At 63.4% G+C, this 21,069-nt stretch carries 14 protein-coding genes; 5 read left to right on the top strand and 9 right to left on the bottom strand.

Annotated elements, in window-relative coordinates:
• Positions 1-652 precede the first annotated feature (652 nt).
• The 5 genes from gcvH to ASD82_RS08510 form a co-directional block, all read right to left on the bottom strand.
• Positions 653-1,048 (bottom strand): glycine cleavage system protein GcvH, encoded by a 396-nt coding sequence (gene gcvH / locus ASD82_RS08530; RefSeq protein WP_056717402.1) that lies wholly within the window; start codon positions 1,046-1,048, stop codon positions 653-655.
• A gap of 99 nt (positions 1,049-1,147) precedes the next feature.
• Positions 1,148-2,248: a glycine cleavage system aminomethyltransferase GcvT gene (gene gcvT / locus ASD82_RS08525; protein ID WP_056717401.1), complete on the bottom strand. Its 1,101-nt coding sequence runs from the start codon at positions 2,246-2,248 to the stop codon at positions 1,148-1,150.
• 83 nt (positions 2,249-2,331) lie between these two features.
• Complete coding sequence (cysC, locus tag ASD82_RS08520; protein WP_056717400.1) at positions 2,332-4,179, bottom strand: adenylyl-sulfate kinase; 1,848 nt, start codon at positions 4,177-4,179, stop codon at positions 2,332-2,334.
• A complete protein-coding gene (gene cysD / locus ASD82_RS08515) occupies positions 4,179-5,096 on the bottom strand; it encodes a sulfate adenylyltransferase subunit CysD (protein ID WP_056717399.1) in 918 nt (305 codons plus the stop codon). Before cysD ends, cysC begins: the two co-directional genes overlap by 1 nt.
• Positions 5,097-5,173: 77 nt before the next feature.
• Positions 5,174-6,571, bottom strand: coding sequence for an amidase (locus tag ASD82_RS08510; RefSeq protein ID WP_056717398.1), 1,398 nt, complete (start codon positions 6,569-6,571; stop codon positions 5,174-5,176).
• 169 nt (positions 6,572-6,740) lie between these two features.
• Here ASD82_RS08510 and ASD82_RS08505 point away from each other — a divergent pair, with 169 nt between their 5' ends.
• The 5 genes from ASD82_RS08505 to ASD82_RS08485 all read left to right on the top strand — a co-directional run bounded on the left by ASD82_RS08505 (position 6,741) and on the right by ASD82_RS08485 (position 14,441).
• The gene (locus tag ASD82_RS08505; RefSeq protein ID WP_056717397.1) at positions 6,741-8,351 is read left to right on the top strand and encodes an electron transfer flavoprotein-ubiquinone oxidoreductase; all 1,611 of its coding nucleotides are present in this window, start codon (positions 6,741-6,743) and stop codon (positions 8,349-8,351) included.
• A gap of 90 nt (positions 8,352-8,441) precedes the next feature.
• A complete protein-coding gene (locus ASD82_RS08500; protein ID WP_235580671.1) occupies positions 8,442-10,451 on the top strand; it encodes a glycosyltransferase in 2,010 nt (669 codons plus the stop codon).
• Positions 10,452-10,501: 50 nt separating this feature from the next.
• Positions 10,502-12,559 carry a glycoside hydrolase family 99-like domain-containing protein gene (locus ASD82_RS08495; protein ID WP_056717396.1) on the top strand — a complete coding sequence of 686 codons (2,058 nt, stop codon included), beginning with the start codon at positions 10,502-10,504 and terminating at the stop codon, positions 12,557-12,559.
• Between the two features lie 111 nt (positions 12,560-12,670).
• Entirely contained in the window at positions 12,671-13,417 is a 747-nt protein-coding gene (locus ASD82_RS08490; RefSeq protein ID WP_056717408.1) for an electron transfer flavoprotein subunit beta/FixA family protein, read from the top strand.
• Between the two features lie 79 nt (positions 13,418-13,496).
• Positions 13,497-14,441 carry an FAD-binding protein gene (locus ASD82_RS08485; protein WP_056717395.1) on the top strand — a complete coding sequence of 315 codons (945 nt, stop codon included), beginning with the start codon at positions 13,497-13,499 and terminating at the stop codon, positions 14,439-14,441.
• 140 nt (positions 14,442-14,581) lie between these two features.
• Here the strand turns inward: ASD82_RS08485 and ASD82_RS08480 are convergent, their stop codons facing one another.
• The 4 genes from ASD82_RS08480 to ASD82_RS08465 form a co-directional block, all read right to left on the bottom strand.
• Positions 14,582-16,465: a sulfatase-like hydrolase/transferase gene (locus ASD82_RS08480; protein ID WP_162253817.1), complete on the bottom strand. Its 1,884-nt coding sequence runs from the start codon at positions 16,463-16,465 to the stop codon at positions 14,582-14,584.
• 513 nt (positions 16,466-16,978) lie between these two features.
• Positions 16,979-18,121 (bottom strand): glycosyl transferase, encoded by a 1,143-nt coding sequence (locus ASD82_RS08475; protein WP_157599222.1) that lies wholly within the window; start codon positions 18,119-18,121, stop codon positions 16,979-16,981.
• On the bottom strand, positions 18,118-18,987 hold the full coding sequence (locus ASD82_RS08470; RefSeq protein WP_056717392.1) for a glycosyltransferase family 2 protein: 870 nt from the start codon (positions 18,985-18,987) through the stop codon (positions 18,118-18,120). The genes ASD82_RS08475 and ASD82_RS08470 overlap by 4 nt, the downstream gene beginning before the upstream one ends.
• Complete coding sequence (locus ASD82_RS08465) at positions 18,984-21,035, bottom strand: glycosyltransferase (RefSeq protein ID WP_056717391.1); 2,052 nt, start codon at positions 21,033-21,035, stop codon at positions 18,984-18,986. Before ASD82_RS08465 ends, ASD82_RS08470 begins: the two co-directional genes overlap by 4 nt.
• Positions 21,036-21,069: the final 34 nt, after the last annotated feature.

Genomic DNA, 21,069 nt, shown 5'->3' with positions numbered 1-21,069 from the left:
CCCGCCCGACCGGCCGCGATCCGCCCGGAACCACCGCGCGACGCGGCCTGCGGGGTTTGCATGCATCTTTCAATTGGACGTCCATACTTCCAAACGGATTTTGATCAGAATTTGACCAACACCTTGAAAGCCTTGTCCTGCAAGGCTTTCGCCATTCGCGACGAAAAAATGTTGAAAATCTTCCGCGCGAAAGCGATTCTCTGGCGCGATGCAAAATGGCCACCGCAACACCGTCGCCGACAGATGAACGGAACGCGACTGAAATCATTTTTCCGACTAGCCGAAAGATGGCCCGATCCCGGGTCGGGCAGGCCCGGAATGCATCGTCGACCAGATGATGCGTCCCGACTTCTCCAGGAAGGACGACGTGCGAGCACGCGCTCGCGGACCGATCGATCGTCGCCGCGCTCCGTTCGAAGACTGCGTGACGGAAAATTGCCGGGGAAGATTGCAGCGAAAAATCCACGCGAACTTCCCGACGATTTACCACTGATCCTGCGCTACCCGTCCCGGGAAAGTGCAGCGCGATTGCCTTGCGAAAAGAAGGCTCCGACGCAGCACGGCGAACCATCCCGAGCGGGCAAACCGCTATCGCAAAAACGGCGCCGGCCGCAAAAGCGGCCGGCGGAACATCACTCGACGAGCGAAAGACTCAGTGGTCTTCGTTCTCGACCACATCCTGGTAGTCGTTCGCATCCAGCAGTTCGTCGAGCTCGGCACGATCGCTGGGACGCACCAGGAAGATCCAGCCTTCACCGAAGGCATCCTCGTTGATGGTTTCCGGCTTGTCATTGAGCAGCTCGTTGACCTCGACAACCTCGCCCGAGACCGGGGAGTAGATGTCCGACGCCGCCTTCACCGACTCCACCACGGCAGCGCCGGCGCCAGCCTTCACCGCCGAACCGACTTCGGGCAGCTCGACGTAGACGAGGTCGCCAAGCTGGCCCTGCGCGTGATCGGAGATGCCCACCCGTACCAGGCCGTCGTCTTCGACGCGGGCCCACTCGTGGGATTTGAGAAATTTCAGATCGCCGGGAATCTCGCTCATGATCGGGGTCCACTCGTTGGGTTGGGTTGCAGGCGGTGATTCTAGCCACATCCGCCTGCGGGAAGAATGTGCCGCGAGCGGCACGTGCATGACGACAACCTAGATCCCTTCGCAGGGTTTGCCGTCGCGCACGAAGGGATATTTCACCAGACGCACCGGCACCTCGCGACCGCGGATGTCGACGCGCACGTCACCCGGCGCGCCGGCCGGGATGCGTGCGAACGCCACCGCCTTGTTCAGGGTGGGCGCAAAGCTGCCCGAAAGGATCTCGCCCTCGCCGTTCGCGGTCAGCACCTTCTGGCCGTGGCGCAGCACGCCCTTGTCATCCAGCACCAGCCCGACCATTACGCGCGGCACGCCGGCAGCCTTCTGCTGCTCCAGCGCGGCGCGACCGATGAAGTCGCGTCCCTCGTCCAGCGCGATGGTCCAGGCCAGGTTCGCCTCCCACGGCGTGACCGTCTCGTCCATGTCCTGACCATACAGGTTCATGCCCGCCTCCAGGCGCAAGGTATCGCGCGCGCCGAGGCCGGCCGGCGCGACACCCGCCGCAGCCAGTGCTTCCCACAGGGCGACGGCATGCTCGGCGGGAACCACGATCTCGAAACCGTCCTCGCCGGTGTAACCGGTGCGCGCCACGAACAGTGGCATGCCGTGCGGCCCCTGCGCCGCGGCAGCGGCAAACTTGCCGAGCTTCTCGATGCGCGCGCGATCCACTTCATGCAACAGCCCCAGCACCTTGGCGCGGGCGGCCGGGCCCTGCACCGCGATCATCGCGAACTCGGGACGCTCCTTCACCTGCACCTCGAACGCCTGCGCCTGAAGCTCGATCCAGGCCAGGTCCTTGGCGCGGGTGCCGGCATTGACCACCAGCCGGTAGAACTCGTCGCCCAGGTAATACACGATCAGGTCGTCGATCACGCCGCCACGCTCGTCGAGCATGCAGGAATACAGCGCCTTGCCTTGCACCTTCAGCTTGTCGATGCTGTTGGCCAGCAGGTGGCGAAGGAAGTCGCGGACCCGCGCACCATGCAGATCGATCACGGTCATGTGCGAAACGTCGAACATGCCGGCCTCGCGGCGTACCGCGTGATGCTCCTCGATCTGCGAGCCGTAGTTGATCGGCATGTCCCAGCCACCGAAATCGACCATGCGTGCACCGAGTGCGCGATGGGTGGCATTGAGTACGGTCTTCTCGGTCATTGCGACGCAGCCTTGCGGAGGGGATGGGCCATTATCCCCGCCAGCACCCGGCAATCCAAGCCGAGTCCCCCCTCCCCGCCCGCTCAGTCCAGACCTGGCAGGCTGGCGATGACCTGTTCGGCGAGTGCCTCGGCGCGCCGACCGTCGGCCAGCAGGTGGACTTCCGCCGCCTCGGGTCTTTCGTAGGGTGCATCGATGCCGGTGAAATTGCGGATCGCGCCGGACCGTGCCTTGCGGTACAGGCCCTTGGGGTCGCGTCGCTCGCATTCCTCCAGCGAGGCGTCCACGAACACCTCGATGAACTCGCCCGGCTCGAACATGTCGCGCGCGGAACGTCGCTCGCCGCGATACGGCGAGATCGCGCTGACCAGCACGATCAGGCCCGCGTCCACCATCAGGTGCGCCACCTCGGCGATGCGCCGGATGTTCTCGACGCGGTCCTCCGGGGTGAAACCCAGATCCTTGTTGATGCCATGGCGCACATTGTCGCCGTCGAGCAGATAGGTGTGGCAACCCAGTGCATGCAGCCTGCGCTCGACCAGGTTCGCAACGGTCGACTTGCCCGCGCCGGACAGGCCGGTGAACCACAGGCACAACGGCTGCTGCCCCTTGCTGGAGGCGCGTACCTGCTTGTCGATGTCGACATGCTGCCAGTGCACGTTGGCCGAGCGCCGCAGCGCGAAGTCCAGCATGCCGCAGGCCACCGTGGCATTGTTCTGGCGGTCGATCAGGATGAAGCCGCCCAGGGTGCGGTTGTCGGCATAGGTCTCGAACGCGATTTCCTCGTCGAGTCCCAGCGTGCAGCTGCCTACTTCGTTCAACAGCAGCTGTCGCGCCGCCAGTTTCGCCTGGCTGTTGACGTCCACCTTGTGCCTGATCGACATCACCCGGGCACTGACCGTGCGCGTGCCGAGCTTCAGCCAATAGTCGCGGTTGGGCAGCAATGGCGCATCGCCCACCCACAGCAGGTGGCAGGCGAACTGGTCGGCCACCTGCGCGGGATGCAGCGCGTCGGCCAGCACGTCGCCGCGGATGATGTCGATCTCGCGATCCAGGCACAGCGTCACCGCCTGCCCTTCGCCTGCCTGGGCCAGGTCGCCATCGGCGGTGACGATACGCGCGACGTGCGCACGCTGCCCGCCGGGCTGCACCACGATCTCATCGTCGCAGGACACGCGGCCACCGCAGATCGTGCCGGCGTAACCGCGAAAGCTGTGATCCGGCCGGCTCACCCATTGCACCGGCATGCGGAAATCGGCGGCGCGAACGGGCGTGACGTCGGCGGATTCCAGCAGGCCGAGCAGGCTGTCGCCGGCATACCAGGGCATGCGCCTCGAACGCGTACCCACGTTGTCGCCACTCAGCGCCACCACCGGCAGGCAATGCACCTGGTCGATGCCCAGCTCGGCAGCAAGCTCGCGGTAGCTGGCGGCAATCGCCTCGAAGGCTGCCTGGTCGAAGTCGACCAGGTCCATCTTGTTCACCGCCAGCACCAGTTGGCGGATACCCAGCAGCGCGCATATGTAGGTATGTCGCCGGGTCTGCGTCAGCACGCCCTTGCGTGCGTCGACCAGCACCACGGCAAGCTCCGCGTTGGACGCGCCGGTGGCCATGTTGCGGGTGTACTGCTCGTGCCCGGGGCAGTCGGCCACGATGAAGCTGCGCCGCGCGGTATGGAAATAGCGGTAGGCCACATCGATGGTGATGCCCTGCTCGCGCTCCGCATCCAGGCCGTCGGTGAGCAGGGCGAAATCGAGCATGTCGCTGCCGACGCCATGTTGGCGACGGCTGTCCCGTTCCAGCGCGGCCAGCTGGTCGTCCGGCAGCATGCCGGCATCGTAGAGCAGGCGTCCGAGCAGGCTGCTCTTGCCGTCGTCGACGCTCCCGCAGGTAATGAAGCGGAGCAGTCCCGGTACGCTGGGCACGGTCATCAGAAATAGCCTTCCTGTTTCTTGCGCTCCATCGAGGCGGAAGCATCCTGGTCGATCACGCGGCCCTGTCGCTCCGAACTGCACGAATGCGCCATCTCGTCGATGATCTTCGCCAGCGTGTCGGCCGAGGACTCGACTGCCCCGGTCAACGGGTAACAGCCGAGCGTGCGGAAGCGTACCTCGCGCATCTGCACCGATTCGCCCTCGCGCAACACGAAGCGTTCGTCGTCGACCATGATCAGCGCGCCATCGCGCTCGACCACCGGCCGGGGTCTGGCGAAGTACAGCGGCACGACCTCGATGCCTTCGCGCTCGATGTAATGCCACACGTCCATCTCGGTCCAGTTCGACAGCGGGAACACCCGCACGCTTTCACCCTTGTGGATGTGCGTGTTGAAGGTGTGCCAGAACTCCGGCCGCTGACTGCGCGGATCCCAGCGATGCTGGGCGTTGCGGAACGAGAAGATGCGTTCCTTCGCGCGGGATTTCTCCTCGTCGCGGCGGGCGCCGCCGATCGCCGCATCGAAGCCTTGCTGGTTCAGCGCCTGCTTCAGCGCCTGGGTCTTCATCACGTCGGTGTGCACGGTGGCGCCGTGGGTCAGTGGCGAAATGCCCTGGCGCACGCCGTCCTGGTTGATGTGCACCAGCAGGTCGATCTCGCCGGTCGCGGCCAGGCGGTCGCGGAAGGCGATCATCTCGCGGAACTTCCAGGTCGTGTCGACGTGCAGCAACGGCATCGGCGGGCGGCCCGGATGGAACGCCTTGCGCAGCAGGTGCAGCAGCACCGAGGAATCCTTGCCGATCGAATACAGCATCACCGGGTGCCGGAAGGCCGCCTGCACTTCGCGCAGGATGTGGATGCTTTCGGCCTCGAGTTCGTCGAGATGGGATGAGGATGCGACCGGTACGGATGTCATGCCATCAGACACTGGAGTTTCGCGATGTGGGATCAGGGGCCGCGTCGATGCGACAAGCACCGCATGTTATCCGATCCTCAGGCAAGCACCGGATAGGCCGGGTCGGCATCCAGCGTCGCCGCGCATACTGCCGCCAGTTCCAGCAGGCGCAGATCCGAACCGCGCGCACCGACCAGTTGCAGTCCCACCGGCATGCCGTTGGGCAGCGTTCCCATCGGCAGGCTCACCGCGGGGCAACCGGCCAGACTGGCGAAGCTGGTGAGGTCGGCCTGCGAATCGGGCACCGGGCCATCCAGCGGGAACGCTCCCTGGGGCGTGGTCGGCATGACCAGCACGTCGACCCGGGAAAACAGCCGGCGCATTTTCAGCGTGGCCGCATCCAGCACGCGGTCGGCCGCCGCATAATCCGCCGCGCTCTTGCGGCCGGCGTAGCCGAGCATCTGACGGAAGCGCTCCGATACCGGGCGCTCGGTGTTGGCCAGGTCGGCGGCGAAGGTGCCGAGCATCTCCGCCTCCATCAGCAGCAGGCCGGCGCGGCGCGTGCGGGCGAAATCCCAGTCGGCGAAATCCACCGTGCGCCGATCACCCAGCGCATGCGGGAGTTTCGCCAGCGCCGACTCGAACACCTCGATCACCTCCGGCTGCACGCCCACGCCAGCGAGATCCGGCAGCAGGCCGGCGCGCAGGTTGCCCGGCTCCCAGTCCGGCAGGGCGAACGCGACACGCCGACGGCGCGAACGCGCATCGTCGGCGTCGTAGCCGGCCAACACCTGCAGCAGGACGGTCAGGTCGTCGGCGCTGCGCGCCAGCAGGCCGACGGCATCCAGTCGCCGCGCCGCCGGCACCAGGCCACGGGCGGAAATTTCGCCGTGCGTCGGCTTCAATGCATACAGGCCGCAGTAGCTCGCCGGGATGCGGATCGAGCCGAGGCTGTCCGAACCCACCGCGGCCACCGCCAGGCCCGCGGCGACGGCTGCCGCCGCACCGCCGGAAGAGCCGCCGGCGGTGTAGCCGTGCCGATGCGGATTGTGGGTGGCGCCGAAGTGCGGATTGTCGGTGGTGGCACCCAGCGCGCCTTCGTCCATGTTGGTCTTGCCCACCAGCAGCGCGCCGGAAGCACGCAGCCGCGCCACCACGTGGGCATCCTCCTGCACCGGTTTGCCGCGACCGGGGAGACCGACCCGTGTAGGCCAGCCGGCGATGTCGAAGTTGTCCTTCACCGCCAGCGGAATGCCGTCCAGCCGTCCGATCACGCCGTCGCGACGACGCCGGTCGGCCAGGTCCGCCTGATCCTGCAGCAGGCCCGAACGCTGGTCGACATAAGCATGCAGTTCGGGGTCCAGCCGTTCGATCGCCTGCTGGTAGACATCGGCCAGCACCCGCGGCTGCACCCGGCCGGTGGCCAGCCAGTGCAGCAATTGGCAAAGCGAGGCACGACGCAAGTCGAGATCGGCGATCGGCGGCATCGAATTCATGAAGACTCCCTGAGAATGCCCCGATTATCACCGCGTCCCGTGAAGTGAATGCAAGCGGTGGCGCAGCACGCGTTGCCGCGCGGCGCCCGAAACCGGACAATGGTCGCCTGATCCATACCCCGACGCACGGCAACCGCCTGCGCCCACACCTCGCATCCCGGAGTCCGCCATGAGCGAACGCGAAACCATGGAATACGACGTCGTCGTCGTCGGCGCCGGTCCGGCGGGACTGTCATTCGCGATACGACTCAAGCAACTGAAGCCCGACGTGAACGTCTGCGTGATCGAGAAAGCCTCGACCATCGGCGCGCAGATCCTCTCCGGCGCGGTGATCGAGCCGCAGCCGCTGGACGCCCTGCTGCCCGGTTGGCGCGACCGGCCACCACCTATTTGCGTGCCCGCGGGCGACGACGAATTCTGGCTGCTCGGCAAGGACGGCGGCCACAAGCTGCCGGTGCCGCCGGGCATGCGCAACCACGGCAATTTCATCGTGTCGCTGGGCGCGATGTGCGCATGGCTGGCGCCCCAGGCCGAGGCGCTGGGCGTGGACGTGTTCCCCGGTTTCGCCGCTGCCGACAACATCTACAACGAAGACGGCTCGGTCGCCGGCGTGCGCATCGGCGACATGGGCGTGGCGAAGGACGGCACGCACAAGCCCGGTTACACCGAAGGCATCGACATCAGGGCGAAAGTCACCGTACTGGCCGAGGGTGCCCGCGGCAGCCTCACCAAGCAGTTGATCAAGCGCTTCAAGCTCGACGCCGACAGCGATCCGCAAGGCTATTCCATCGGCATCAAGGAGCTGTGGCAACTGCCCGCCGGCCGCGTCACGCCGGGCAAGATCGTGCACAGCTTCGGCTGGCCCGCCGACACGCATACCTATGGCGGCAGCTTCATGTACCACCTGGACAAGGATCGCATCGCGCTCGGCTACATCAGCGGGCTCGACTACAGCGACCCGGAATACAAGCCGTGGGAGGCCTTCCAGCAGTGGAAGAACCATCCGATGGTGAAGCCGGTGCTGGAGGACGGCACGATCCTGTCGGCCGGCGCGCGCGCCATCGTCACCGGCGGCTGGCAGTCGCTGCCGAAGTGCGAAATGCCCGGCGCGATCCTGATCGGCGACACCGCCGGCCTGCTCAACGTGCCCAAGGTGAAAGGCACCCATCAGGCGCTGAAGAGCGGCATGCTGGCCGCCGAGCATCTCGCCGCAAACGGCCTGGACGCCGCCGGCTTCGACGCGAAGCTGCGCGGTTCGGACGTGATGGCCGAACTGAAAAAGGTGCGCAACATCAAGCCCGCGTTCAAGAAGGGCCTGTGGTTCGGACTGCTCAATGCGGCGTGGGAAACCGTCACCGTCGGCCTGTCGCCGTGGACGCTGAAGAACAAGGCCGACTGGTCCTCGCTGCACAAGCTCGGCGCCCAGGAAGAGCCGAAGCGCGACTACGTGCAGCGCACGCTGGCCCCGCGCGACCGCTTGGCCGGCGTCTACTTCGCCGCCACCGAGCACGACGAAGACCAGCCGATCCACCTGCACGTGGCCGACACCGACATCTGCGCCACGAAGTGCGTCGAGGAATACGACAATCCCTGCACCCGCTTCTGTCCCGCCAACGTCTACGAGATGGTGGCCGACGAAAGCCAGCCGCACGGCAAGCGCCTGCAGGTCAACGCGGCCAACTGCGTGCACTGCAAGACCTGCGACATCAAGGACCCGTACGAGATCATCACCTGGGTCACGCCGGAAGGCGGTTCCGGACCGAATTACCAGAACCTCTGACCGATCGAGGGCAGTCCGCTGACCGGCAACCTGCACTGGCGCCTGAAACGCCTCGGCTATCTGTGGCAACGCACGCGTTCCAGCATCGCGTTGCGCGGCTGGAGCGGCACGCTGGCGCGCATGCGCCAGGAGTTCCAGGCGCGCCCCGAGTTCGACGAGGCGCTGGCGCTGTTGCCGCTGGACGAGCCGTTCGCACCCTTTGCGTTGCCCGTCAGCGGGCAGCCTCGTGTCTCGGTGATCATCCCGATCCACGGCAAGCTTGCCTATACCCTCGCCTGCCTGCGTTCGCTGGCGCGACATGGAGCACGGACGGCTTTCGAAGTGATCGTGGTGGATGACGCGTCGCCGGACGACAGCGCCGCGACACTCGCCCGGATCGCCGGCCTGCATCTGGTGCGCAACGCGGACAACCTCGGCTTCGTCGGCAGCTGCAACGCCGGTGCGGCCGCCGCCCGCGGCGAGTTCCTGCTGTTCCTCAACAACGACACCCAGGTCACGCCGGGCTGGCTGGATGCGCTGCTGCAGTGCTTCGCCGATCATCCCGACTGCGGCATCGCGGGCAGCAAGCTGGTGTATCCGGACGGCCGCCTGCAGGAAGCCGGCGCGCTGGTGTTCGCCGACGGCAGTTGCTGGACCACCGGTCGCTTCGAGCCGCGCCAGGCCGCGACGTTCCGCTGGCGTCGCGAAGTCGACTACGTCTCCGGCGCGGCCTTGCTGATCCGCCGCGAGGTCTTCCGACAGGTTGGCGGTTTCGACCTGCGTTACGCCCCGGCCTACTACGAGGATGTCGACCTGGCCTTCGCCGTGCGCCGGCTCGGCCTGCGCGTGTACTACGAGCCGGCCAGCACGGTGATCCATTGCGAAGGCATCAGCGCGGGTACCGATCTCGATCGCGGCATGAAACGCCACCAGCGCCTCAACCAGCTGACCTTCGTCGACAAATGGGCCACCGAACTGGCAGCCCAGCCACCGGTTGGCACGGCGGTGGAACGGGCGATCCGCTGGCGCCAGCGCGGCCTCGTGCTGGTGGTGGATGCGATGACGCCGGAACCGGCGCGCGACTCGGGCTCGCTGCGGCTGTGCGCGATCCTGGGCCTGCTCGACGGACAAGGCTGGGGCACCGTCTTCCTGCCCGACGACGGCCGCGCCAGTCCCGCGGAGATGGATGCGCTGGGCGCGCTGGGCTGCGAGGTGCTGTGCCGGCCTGCAGTGGCCGACCTGCCGCATTGGCTGCGCCGGCACGGCCACGAGCTGCATGCGGTGATCCTGTGCCGCCACACGGTGGCAGGCCAGTACGCCGCCGCCGTCCGTCGCCACGCGCCGCAGGCCCGGCTGATCTTCGACACCGTGGACCTGCACTTCCTGCGCGAGGGCCGCGCTGCCGAAGTGGGTGGCAGCGCAGCGATGGCCCGCCAGGCGGAAGCGGCACGCCGCAGCGAACTGGCCCTGATCGAACAGTCCGACGTCAGCCTGGTGGTCAGTCCGCACGAACAGGACTTGCTGGCGCAGCTGCTGCCCCGGGCGCGGGTGGAGCTGCTGTCGAACATCCATACCGTGCAGGCTTGCCGGCGTGCTCACCACCAGCGGCGCGACCTGGTCTTCATCGGCGGCTACGGCCACCCACCGAACAGCGACGCGCTGCGCTGGATCGCCACGGAAATCCTGCCGAAACTGCGCGAGTTCTCACCGGAGATTACCGTGCACGTGCTCGGCGACATGCCCGACACCGCGCGGCGCGAACTGGCCGTGCCCGGCATGGAACTGCACGGGCGCGTCGCCGAGCTGACGCCGTGGCTGGATGCCTGCCTGGCGTCCCTCGCACCGCTGCGCTTCGGTGCCGGCGTGAAGGGGAAGATCAACATGGCGATGAGCCATGGCGTGCCGGTGATCGCCACGCCGGTGGCGGTCGAAGGCATGCAACTTGTCGATGGTCGCGACGTGCTGGTGGCCAGCGACGCCGCCGGTTTCGTCGACGCGGTCCTGCGACTGCAACGCGACGAGGCGCTCTGGCGGCAACTGTCAGCGGGCGGCCAGGACAACGTGCGCCAGCACTTCTCGCCCGAGGCCGCCGACGCCACCCTGCGCCGGGTGCTGGATTGACCACCGGTCTCCCAGCGCCGATGCTTCGGCATTGCCCCTGATCCTCCGTCATGCCCTCCTCTCATTTCGCCAAGCGACTTCTGTTCACCGCACTGCGTACCGGCTTCCGCCTGACGCCGATGCCGGCGACCACGCGTGACCGGCTGCGCCAGCGATTTCTGGACCGCCACGCCGACCTGCTGCCGCCCGGTCCGCGCGGGCAAGCGGGCAGCGGCTCGCAGGTCGAACACCGGCTGCGCACCAGCGCGGACGCGCGTGCCATCGGCTTTGCGCCGCATCGCGCCGGCAACCTGCCGGCATCGCTGCCCGCCACCGTGGTCGCGTTCTACCTGCCGCAGTTCCACCCGATTCCGGAGAACGACGCATGGTGGGGCGCCGGCTTCACCGAGTGGCACAACGTGACCCGCGCCCTGCCGCAATTCGAGGGGCACGCGCAGCCTCGCCTGCCCGGCGAGCTGGGCTTCTATGACCTGCGCCAGCCCGACGTCATGCGCCAGCAGATGACGCTGGCCCGCGAGTACGGCCTTGGCGCGTTCTGCAGCTATTTCTACTGGTTCGCCGGCAAGACCCTGCTGGAACAGCCGCTGCAGCAATGGCTGGCCGATCCCACGCTCGATCTGCCGCTGTGCCTGTGCTGGGCCAACGAGAACTGGTCACGCCGCTGGGACGGTCGTGCCGACGACATCCTGATCGGCCAGCGCCACGACCATGCCGATGACCATGCCTTCATCGCGCACGTCGCGCGTTACCTCACCGACCCGCGCTACCTGCGCGTCGACGGCAAACCGCTGTTGCTGGTCTATCGACCCGGCCTGCTGCCGGACGCGAAGGCGACTGCTGCGCGCTGGCGCGAATGGTGCCGGGGCAACGGCATCGGCGAGATCCAGCTGGCCTATGTGCAGAGCTTCGATCGCGTCGATCCGCGCACGATCGGCTTCGATGCCGCGGTCGAATTCCCGCCGAACAACACCACGCTCGACCCGATCACGGCCAGGCAGCGCCTGCTCAATCCGGACTATCACGGCGACGTGCATGACTGGCGCGAACTGGCCCGGCAGTCGATGGCGCAAGCCGATCCGCCCTATCCGCGCTATCCCGCGGTCAACCCCGGCTGGGACAACGAGCCGCGGCGCAGCGGGCGCGGCCGGGTGTTCGCGCATGCCTCGCCACGCGGCTACCGCGACTGGTTGCGTCATGCGGTGGCCACCGCGCGACGGCGCTTTCCGGCGCAACCGCTGGTCTTCGTCAACGCCTGGAACGAATGGGCCGAAGGCGCGGTGCTGGAACCGGACAGGCGGCTCGGCCACGCCTGGCTCGAAGCCACCCGCAACGCACTGCGGGCCGAAGCGCCCCCGGACGCGCGACCCTGCGCGGTGATCCACATCTGGTACCCCGAACTGCTGGACGAGCTGGTCGCCGCGCTGCGCGCCAGCAATATCGACTGGCGCATCGTGATCACCACCGCGCACGAGCGCGAACAGGCGGTGCGCGAGCGCGCCGGGCAACTTGGCCTGGACGCCGAGATCGAGGTGTTCGAGAACCGCGGGCGCGACATCCTGCCGTTCCTGCACGTGGCCAACCGCCTGCTCGACGAAGGCGTGACCACGGTGCTCAAGCTGCACGGCAAGCGCTCCACCCATCGCCAGGACGGCGAGGCCTGGCGCCGCGAACTGCTCGACAAGCTGCTTGCGCCGGAACGGGCCAGTCGCATCGCCGCCGCCTTCCGCGACGACGCGGGGCTGGGGCTGGTGCATGCCGAGGGGCATCTGCAGGTGCAGAAGGACTACTGGGGTGGCAACCAGGACAACATCGAGTATCTCACCCGCTGCCTGGGTATCCCGCCGCCGGCGGAGAGCGACAGCTTTATCGCAGGCAGCATGTTGTGGCTGCGTCCGGCGGCACTGCGCCCCCTGCTGGACGCGCATCTCGTGGTGGCAGGCTTCGAGGCCGAGTCGGGCCAGCTCGACGGCACGCTGGCCCATGCTGTCGAGCGGGTGCTTTGCCTAGCGGCCCGGAGCAGCGGGTTCGTCACGACGAGCGCAACCACGCTGCTGGGCCTCAAGGACACTACCTCCGGGCCCTACCCGTACGCGACACGCAGCGGATGAACGCTGTACAAAATGTCGCAGAGCGCCACTTTCGTACGAATGTTTGAAGCCGGTTAGAATGGCGGCTCCCGCGCCCCCGCAGGGGTGGTCCATGAGGTCAAGGAATCGCAGATGAAAATTCTGGTCGGCTACAAGCGCGTCGTTGATTACAACGTGCGCATCCAGGTCAAACCCGACGGCAGTGGCGTGGTCACCGACGGCGTGAAGCTCTCGGCCAACCCGTTCGACGACATCGCGCTGGAAGAGGCGCTGCGCCTGCGCGAGAAGGGCGTCGCCGACGAGGTGATCGTGGTCGGCATCGGTCCGGCCGATCTCACCGTGCATCTGCGCAACGGCCTGGCGATGGGTGCGAATCGCGCCATCCACGTGACCACCGCCGATGCCGTGCAGCCGCTGACAGCCGCCCGCGTGTTTCTGAAGCTGGTCGAGAAGGAACAGCCGGGCCTGGTGATCCTGGGCAAGCAGGCGATCGACGACGACGCCAACCAGACCGGCCAGATGCTGGCCGCGCTGTGGGACCGCCCCCAGGCCACCTTCGCCAGCCAGGTCGAGATCGCCGACGGCAAGGCCACGGTGACGCGCGAAGTGGACGCTGGCCTGGAAGTGATCGAGGCCGAGCTTCCCGCGGTGATCACCACCGACCTGCGCCTCAACGAGCCGCGCTTCATCAAGCTGCCCGACATCATGAAGGCCAAGAGCAAGCCGATCGACACGATCGAGTTCGGCTCGCTCGGCGTCGAGGCGCACGACCACCTCAAGACCACCCACCATGCCGCGCCGGCCAAGCGCAGCAAGGGCGTGATGGTGAAGGACGCGGCCGAACTGGTCGCCGCGCTGAAGCAGAAAGGGCTTTTGTGATCGTCCCTGATCAGGCCCCGGCCATCCATGGCCGGACTTTCGAATAAAGCTCCCCACGCTCCAAGTTTGAGGAAACCCCATGAGCAAGATCCTGGTCATCGCCGAACATCTCGGCGGCAAACTCAACTCCGCCACCGCACGCGCCGTGAGCGCCGCGATCGCCATCAAGGGCGAGGCGATCGACGTGCTGGTGCTGTCGGACGCGCCCGATGCGATCGCTGCCGAGGCCGCGCAGATCGACGGCGTGAGCCGCGTGCTCACCGTCGCCAGGCCCGAGAACGCGCATCCGCTGGCCGCCGTGCTGGCGCCGCAGGTCGCCAAGGCCGCGGCCGGTTACAGCCACGTGTTCGTGCCGTCCACCACGTTCGGCAAGGACGTCGCCCCGCGCGTCGCCGCCCTGCTGGGCGTAGCCCAGGTCAGCGACGTGATGAGCGTCGAGGCCGCACACACCTTCAAGCGCCCGATCTACGCTGGCAACGCCATCATCACGGTCGAGGCCGACACCGCCCACACCGTCGTGGCGACCATCCGCTCGGCCTCGTGGCCGGCCGCCGCCACCGGCACCAGCAGCGCGCCGGTCGAGGCACTGGCCCTCGACGTCGCTCTGCCCACCCATACGCGCTTCATCGAACTGAAGCAGGGCAGCAGCGACCGCCCCGATCTGCAGAGCGCGAGCAAGGTCGTCTCTGGCGGCCGCGGCGTGGGTTCGAAGGAAAACTTCGACATCATCTTCAAGTTCGCCGACCGGATCGGCGCCGCCGTGGGCGCCTCGCGCGCCGCCGTCGACGCCGGCTACGTGCCCAGCGACCTGCAGGTCGGCCAGACCGGCAAGATCATCGCGCCGGAGCTGTACATGGCGATCGGCATCTCCGGCGCCATCCAGCACCTCACCGGCATCAAGGACGCCGGCACCATCGTGGCGATCAACAAGGATGCCGAGGCGCCGATCTTCGAAATCGCCGACTTCGGTCTGGTGGGTGACCTCTTCAAACTGTTGCCCGAAATCGCGCAAGAACTGACATAAGTTGCGCGCGCTCATGCGCATAACAGTTTAGCTGTCTGGTGTAGTCATCGACTTGAGAAGGCCTCGCCGCGCGCACATCGGTGCGCTCGGCGTCTGCACTCGCCTACACGAAAATGGGAGAGATTACCGCCTGGGGCGCATTACGGCACGGGGTGGAATATCTGATTCTCACTTTCCAGAGAATAGTATTTCTTCACCAAATCCACCTGATCATTAAATTCTTTCTGATACTTTGGTGGTATCTGATTCTCGTAGTACACCGCTTCCGGATCTGTCGCAAAGAACTGGTCGCCCAAGGCCGAAACACCAAACGGCAAGCCATTCGGCTCGAACAGCGATGTGCCAAGGAAGCTGTTGTAGTCCTTCTTGATACCCAAGAGCTGCAGCAATGTCGGCGCAAAATCCACAGACGTCCGCCCATGAGCATCGTAAACGGCGGGCAGTTCAAGACCAGGGTCGTATACGAGGAGGGGGATCTCACCAACAAAATAGGGCCGATAGTATGGACTGACCACCTTGCGAAAGTATTGGTCAGGATAGGTGGAATGGTCCGCGGTGAATACCAGAATCGTATTGTTTGCATAATCGCTCGCAAAGAAGTAGCGAAGGAACTTGCCGAGCTGATAATCGTAATTATGCATCCTGTTGAGTACTGGATTGCTTCCGTCACCATACCTTTTGTCGGCAGCGTCAACGTCAAGAAACGCATGCGTTCCGATATTGTAGGTTCCCACAAAAAATGACTTCTTCGAAGCCTGGAATGCAGGGGTGGAAAGAAGATTCTTCAGTGCGTTGAAAAGTCCCTCGTCACTCAGCGAACCAGCGGTCATGTGAGCAGAATTCGGGTGTAGCTCCTGCGTGATGGATTCATAGGAATAGACCTTGTCGAACGCCAGGGAACGCAGGAGGGTATTCAGCGCAACCGAATCGTGATGAGGCGACATGAAATAGGTCCTGTAATTCATGTCGCGCAAGATCATCGGGACAGATTTATAGTGTATTTTCGACAGCACGTCGCTGCGATTGCCGCTCTCCCACGCGGAACTGCTTCCGCTTCCACCCGACCGGGGATATCCCGAAATCATCTGACCCTGCAAGCCACGATAGGTTGCCGCAGTGTGGTTGTAGTAATTCACGATACGCATGGATCTTTTAGCCAGGGCATCGATGTTCGGGGTGATTCCCGGGTGACTACTGCCGTAAGATCCAAGCAATGCAGCAGACATGCCTTCGGTGAATATCACGATTACATTTTTTACCTTGGGCGCTGCATCCGTTTTGGAAAAGGGCAAGACACTCGAATAGATATTTTTCTTTTCGAGCGGAAATTTGTCCGTACTGCGGACAATGTCTTCGGATCGTCGACTGGGATAGGAGCTTTTTGACTTCAGATATTCGACATAGTTGTAGGAGAGCGAAGAAATCGGCACCTGTCTGTAGCTCGCACCTATCAAGCCGTAGCTCTGCTGCGTCGAAAACAGATATATCTGCCCCATGAGCAGGATTGCGGTGACCGCGGCAAGCGCCTTGATGGACGACTGCTTGCCGCCAGCTCCGTTACTCACAACGGGGGAAACCGGCTTCGTCTCGCAGCAAACTGCATACAACAGCCACCACGTCGCTGCGGCAGCCAGCAACGGATAGAGCGACGCCTTGTCGATGAGGCGACTTTCCGCACTGTTCTCGATCGCCAGTATGCTGATGAAATTATCGGATACATGGAGCGAATACACCTGCACCGAATATATCGCGGCCACGAGCAGCGGTATCAGCAAGTAGAGTATTTTACAGGTGACGTTTCCGTATCGCTCCCATACTTTGAACAGCAGACGACACAGAAACAGATAAAACCCCAGCTCCATGGCCGGGCCAAGGATCTTTGCGAGAAGTATCCCCGCGCCTTCATTTTGGCCAGAATCGCCCGGAAATATAATCAGCACATAGGCAAGATACGCAAAGTACGTTCCGACAAAAAACAGAACCTGACAGTTCCTTGTAGCGAACTTATGGAGCCTGTTTGACATCATTCAGCTACTCTCAATTTGAACCTGCGACCCTTTTATTAGTTAGTCCATCTGTCACAAATTTGCAACCTGCTCCAGAACACACCTTCCCATGGGAAGGACACTCAGATGCTCCAATCCGCCCCATGAACTGATGAAGCGCGCTATGAGGAAGCGCTTTCCAACGGCCGCCCATCAGCTTTCCCCGGGGCCCGCTTCGTCGACCCGCCTCACTTCCACGAGATCGGACAGACCCGTCTCACGGCACGCCCATGAGCAGGGTACCGGCCTGCTGAGCGCAGCGCCTTCAGCGCGTCCCGCGCAACGACAACCGCAAATCCCGAAGACGGCCGTGGAAAGGCCTGGCGTGCCAAATCCCGCCGCGGCTTTCGCAACGGCGGGTAGGGGGACCATACACAGATAGAGTCCAGCCCCGAAGCGACCGATGACGCTACACGGAGCGGTCCGGGTGAATCTCGGGCGACCGCGGCACCTTTCGTACCGCGATGTAACTGCCAGTCGGTCTGATGGGAGTCATCGTCCGCTTACATGGCGCAACAACGATGCCGGAATAATCTTCTTCACCATCGCAGCAAACCCCGGCCGGCGACGGACGAATCTCTCCAACGTCGACATACCGGGATCCACCGGGATCTGTCTCGGCGAGCTGTCAAAATGCGCAATCACTTCGCCGAATTGCTCGAACGGATGCGGGATCATCGCCTTGAGTGCGGGATGACTCCGGTAGTAGCGACGCCAATCGGCGGGAATTGCCCGTCCATTCGGAAAATGGTCGTATTTCCCCAGAACGTCCCCAGGATTGGCCAGGCGCTTGAGCTCGGAGGAATACCAGTCCGTCATCTCGCGAAGACACGCGTTGCCCGCATCATGCTTTGTCAGCATGTGTTCGTGGGTGCCAAGATCGAACCCCGAGAAGTGATAGAAACGCAGCGGAAAGTCGTGATTGACGACGATTTCTCCCAACGGAGACTTGCTGACTTGGCGGTAGTAAAGGTTCCACGTCGCGACGTTGTAGGACGGCAGACGGAAGATCTTCAGAGTCTGGAAAAAGCACGGCGCCAGGTCGATCCACTTCTGATCGGTAAACAAGCCACGCTGGTTGTCGTCAAAGCAGTATTCACGACAACGATCAAGCCACCATTGCAAAAACAGCGGCCCCTCACCTTCCTGCGTCAACGCGGCAAAACCCAGGTTGAATACGCCGTGGCGCAGACAACCGAGCATCTCCCCGTCGAGCAGGTCATCCGTATCCACTGCCGGCGTCGTGACATGGGGCGTCAGAACGATCGGATGCCGCTCCAGTTCCTGCTCCAACTCGGTGAGGCGGGAATAGAGCACCGTGTCCGGGTCCTGATAGACGATGCTGCGGTAGCCGTAGGTGTCGAACAGGTGCTTGAAAGCGAACGGCTTGACCGCCGTGCAAAGCTCTACAACGGTGTGCTCGAAAATCCAGGCGTCCAGGTTGGCCACCCCTTTGACCACGTCGGCAGGGCCAAGAACCAGATCGAAGTCGCCATAGTCGAGCCCAGGTGCACGCTCGTCACTCAGCATCAGCACCATTTTTGCTTCTGGGTGATGCTTGCGTACCGATGCGGCGAGAATGCGCGCCTTGGGAAGGTAGCCGTTGTTGATGGAAGTAAAGATGCAATCAATCATTTCATTCGTCTCAATTTTTCACGTATCTGCTGTGTAAGTGTCAACAGGCCCACGGTGTCCAGACCTGTTTTGGCGGCCCTCTTCCAACTTGAAGCACCGGGTTCGACTCTTCCTCTGAGCGCGGCAATTTCGCGCTTCAAGGCAGCAATCTGGTGCTGCAACTCGGTGTTCTGGTTCTTCAGCAGAACAGGATCCGTAATGCTCCACTGGCTGGAAATGCCGGCTACGGCACGTTGATAGTATGCGTCTTCGGGAGTGATGTTCGCCGTATTCTGATACCAGGGCAGATGGACGGCGGAATACGGCGGTGCAGTGCGAATGGACCTCCACCAACGGTCCTCATCACAATGTATCCCTGGCCGATACAGTGCAAAGGTCGTGTCGATGGCCGCTTCATAATGTCCGTCAGGAAGCTTCGTTTCCCAAAACGGCTTCTCCCAAGCCAGCACTTGATCCTTGAATGCATAGAAGTCCGGCAGATCATCTATGCGGAGCGAGAGACCAGCCTTCGTGTGGCGTGGGTAGCGCTCGAGTACTTCATCAAGCATTCCGGTGATGTCGGCAGGGCAATTGGCTGCTGGCGCCACATCGCTGTCGTTCAGGATGAACTTCTCATGGTCGATGATTTTGGAGAACCGTTCGCTACGCCAAAGTGCGAGGTGGCCAAAATTCTGCGAAAGCCGAACCACCCTGTGCGGGCTTTTGTCGAGGTAGTCGAGCAATGGCTCGTACGTTGAAGCGTTGTCGACAATCGTGAGGTTCTGGAATCCAAAGCCTTCCAGCGCATGGATAACCTCCCGGATGTAACTGACCCGATTGAACGAGATGATGAAAACAGGGACGCTTTCATTGGCTAGAGCACTCATGACTCCACCTTGAGCAGGTCAAAACCCTTTGCGAGCACCAGAGCACCGAAAAGTCTCTCCATGACGTGTTCCAGTCCGCCCTCCACCGAATGGCTGTTGATTTCAAAGTCATCCAGGCCTACGAACCCGTCAAGCAGGGGCGCAAGCAATGAACTCCGCACCCAGAACATCGTACCTGCCACGAAAGGCATTCCAAGAGGAACGCCAAACTTCATACATATTTCCTGATACAGCGCGACGTTTGCATCCGGAGCGCTGGTAACGAACGGAGCGGGGCCCACCATGCCCAGAGTCGGATCGCTATTCAGCCAGTGAAGGATGTTGGAGACCCGCTCTCGACTCCCGGCCAACGGTTCAATCAGCGCCCCTCTCCACTGATCGCCGTTCTCTATGTGAAGTCCAAAAAGCTCGGAAATCGCAGCGAAGTATGTCGCCGGATTGTGGCTCTTCTTGGAATGGATCTTCAACAAATAGTCGGAATCGAGCAACTCGTGTCGTTCGATCGCACGAATGAGCCCGCCTACATCCTTTCCCCGATTCGGCACCTGCTCGACACGTACGTCCGGACAGACTTCCTTGAGAGGTTCAAGGCTTGCCTCGAGGGCAGCGAGATCCCATGGCCCGGTGATCACGACCTTCTGCAGTCCAGAAACGTGCTGAAGGTAGCCAACAAGCTCAGGAGCAAGCTCCTTGTAATACAAGTGAACGTGGGCGGCGACGCGGGGAGTTCGATTGGTCGCCAGCTCCGACTCGCACACAACGCTGCGAAGTTGTCCGCAGCCCCGAACGACCTCCTTCAGTCGAAGCGGATCGGGGAACAGGGGACTTTCGACAGGGCGCAAGATCTCCATTGCACGGTCTCTCCATCCGCGCAACCGATGACGCTTCCACCTGTCCGCTTCCGCCTGATAGAGCGCGGCAAGTCCCTCGATTCTGGCCGCCCGGCACGCCGCCATATCCTTCTCCAGCACCGTGCATACGTGACGCCGATAAGATTGCGCGCGATGCAGTTCTTGCTCCAGACGCTCTCTCTCGATGGCCGCCTGCCTGGAGGTCAGAAGTGCCTCGAATTCGTTCCTGCTCGATTCGATTGCCAGGATGTCGGCGGTCAGGCCTTCAACACGATGCGTCGCCGCCTTGCGCTCGACTTCAATGAGTCCCTGGCGCTCCTCCAGCAGACTTGTGAGTCGATCCCGATCGGCCGTCAGTTCCGCGTACGAGACTTCCAGGCGCTTCGCGCGCCCGCTCAGATACCTGCGCAGCAAGCGGTCATTCCTACGCTGGCTCAAAACCAGGCTCTGCGGCACGCCGAAATGCGCGTGGCAAATCCGGCGTATTATCGATTGCGCCTCGATGGCCGCCACCGGCATTCCACCGAGAATGGTGTTCTTTCCGTGCAGTCGGTATTGCAGCAACTTCTGCTGGACGAACTGGACGTTCACGTCTTTGGCGAATACGCAGCGCAGCACAAAATCCCAGTCCAGGTTGTAACGATAATTTCTGAACGGACCGACCTTGGAGAACACCTCCTTGCGCAGGAGGAAATTTGACGTTGACACGGTGAGGTTGCCGTAAAGCAATCCGTCGTCCACACCGTGTTCGACAACCCGTTGACGAATCCGCGCAAGACTCGCATTCCACCAGAAAGCCTCATCGACGATCTCTGCTCCCTCCCCGTCGACAAGAATCGTGTCACTGAAAAGAAAGTCCCCGCCAGCTCTTTTTGCATCCGCGAGCATCACTTCCAGTCGATCAACGGCCCATGCATCGTCCGAATTCAGGATCGCAATCCACGGGGCATTTGAAAGCTGCACGCCACGATTGATCGTGGCATGCGACCCTGCGTTGTCCTGCCGAAGAACTTTCAATCGTTCGTCGCCACGCGCCAAGCTCTCCAGCAGAGCGAACGAGCCATCCACGGATCCATCGTCAATGGCGATCACTTCGATGTCACCAAAGGTCTGCCCCAGAACGCTGGTCACAGCCTCCGTGATGAACTTCTCGTGGTTGTACGAAGGGATGACAACACTAACTTCGGGTAAGCGCATATGTTTCTTCACGGCATGAGGTATGAACGCAGTC

The sequence above is a fragment of the Rhodanobacter sp. Root179 genome, assembly GCF_001428465.1.
Taxonomy (GTDB): domain Bacteria; phylum Pseudomonadota; class Gammaproteobacteria; order Xanthomonadales; family Rhodanobacteraceae; genus Rhodanobacter.
Note: the sequence above shows the minus strand (reverse complement) of the source record. Positions and strands in the feature narration are given on the sequence as shown.

What these genes read in the sequence shown, in the direction of transcription:
- cysC (WP_056717400.1), bottom strand. Translation starts at nt 4,179, where the DNA reads ATGACCGTGCCCAGCGTACCGGGACTGCTCCGCTTCATTACCTGCGGG.
- ASD82_RS08465 (WP_056717391.1), bottom strand. Translation starts at nt 21,035, where the DNA reads ATGCGCTTACCCGAAGTTAGTGTTGTCATCCCTTCGTACAACCACGAG.
- ASD82_RS08480 (WP_162253817.1), bottom strand. Translation starts at nt 16,465, where the DNA reads ATGTCAAACAGGCTCCATAAGTTCGCTACAAGGAACTGTCAGGTTCTG.
- gcvT (WP_056717401.1), bottom strand. Translation starts at nt 2,248, where the DNA reads ATGACCGAGAAGACCGTACTCAATGCCACCCATCGCGCACTCGGTGCA.
- ASD82_RS08505 (WP_056717397.1), top strand. Translation starts at nt 6,741, where the DNA reads ATGAGCGAACGCGAAACCATGGAATACGACGTCGTCGTCGTCGGCGCC.
- ASD82_RS08475 (WP_157599222.1), bottom strand. Translation starts at nt 18,121, where the DNA reads ATGATTGATTGCATCTTTACTTCCATCAACAACGGCTACCTTCCCAAG.
- gcvH (WP_056717402.1), bottom strand. Translation starts at nt 1,048, where the DNA reads ATGAGCGAGATTCCCGGCGATCTGAAATTTCTCAAATCCCACGAGTGG.
- ASD82_RS08495 (WP_056717396.1), top strand. Translation starts at nt 10,502, where the DNA reads ATGCCCTCCTCTCATTTCGCCAAGCGACTTCTGTTCACCGCACTGCGT.
- ASD82_RS08485 (WP_056717395.1), top strand. Translation starts at nt 13,497, where the DNA reads ATGAGCAAGATCCTGGTCATCGCCGAACATCTCGGCGGCAAACTCAAC.
- ASD82_RS08490 (WP_056717408.1), top strand. Translation starts at nt 12,671, where the DNA reads ATGAAAATTCTGGTCGGCTACAAGCGCGTCGTTGATTACAACGTGCGC.
- cysD (WP_056717399.1), bottom strand. Translation starts at nt 5,096, where the DNA reads ATGACATCCGTACCGGTCGCATCCTCATCCCATCTCGACGAACTCGAG.
- ASD82_RS08470 (WP_056717392.1), bottom strand. Translation starts at nt 18,987, where the DNA reads ATGAGTGCTCTAGCCAATGAAAGCGTCCCTGTTTTCATCATCTCGTTC.
- ASD82_RS08510 (WP_056717398.1), bottom strand. Translation starts at nt 6,571, where the DNA reads ATGAATTCGATGCCGCCGATCGCCGATCTCGACTTGCGTCGTGCCTCG.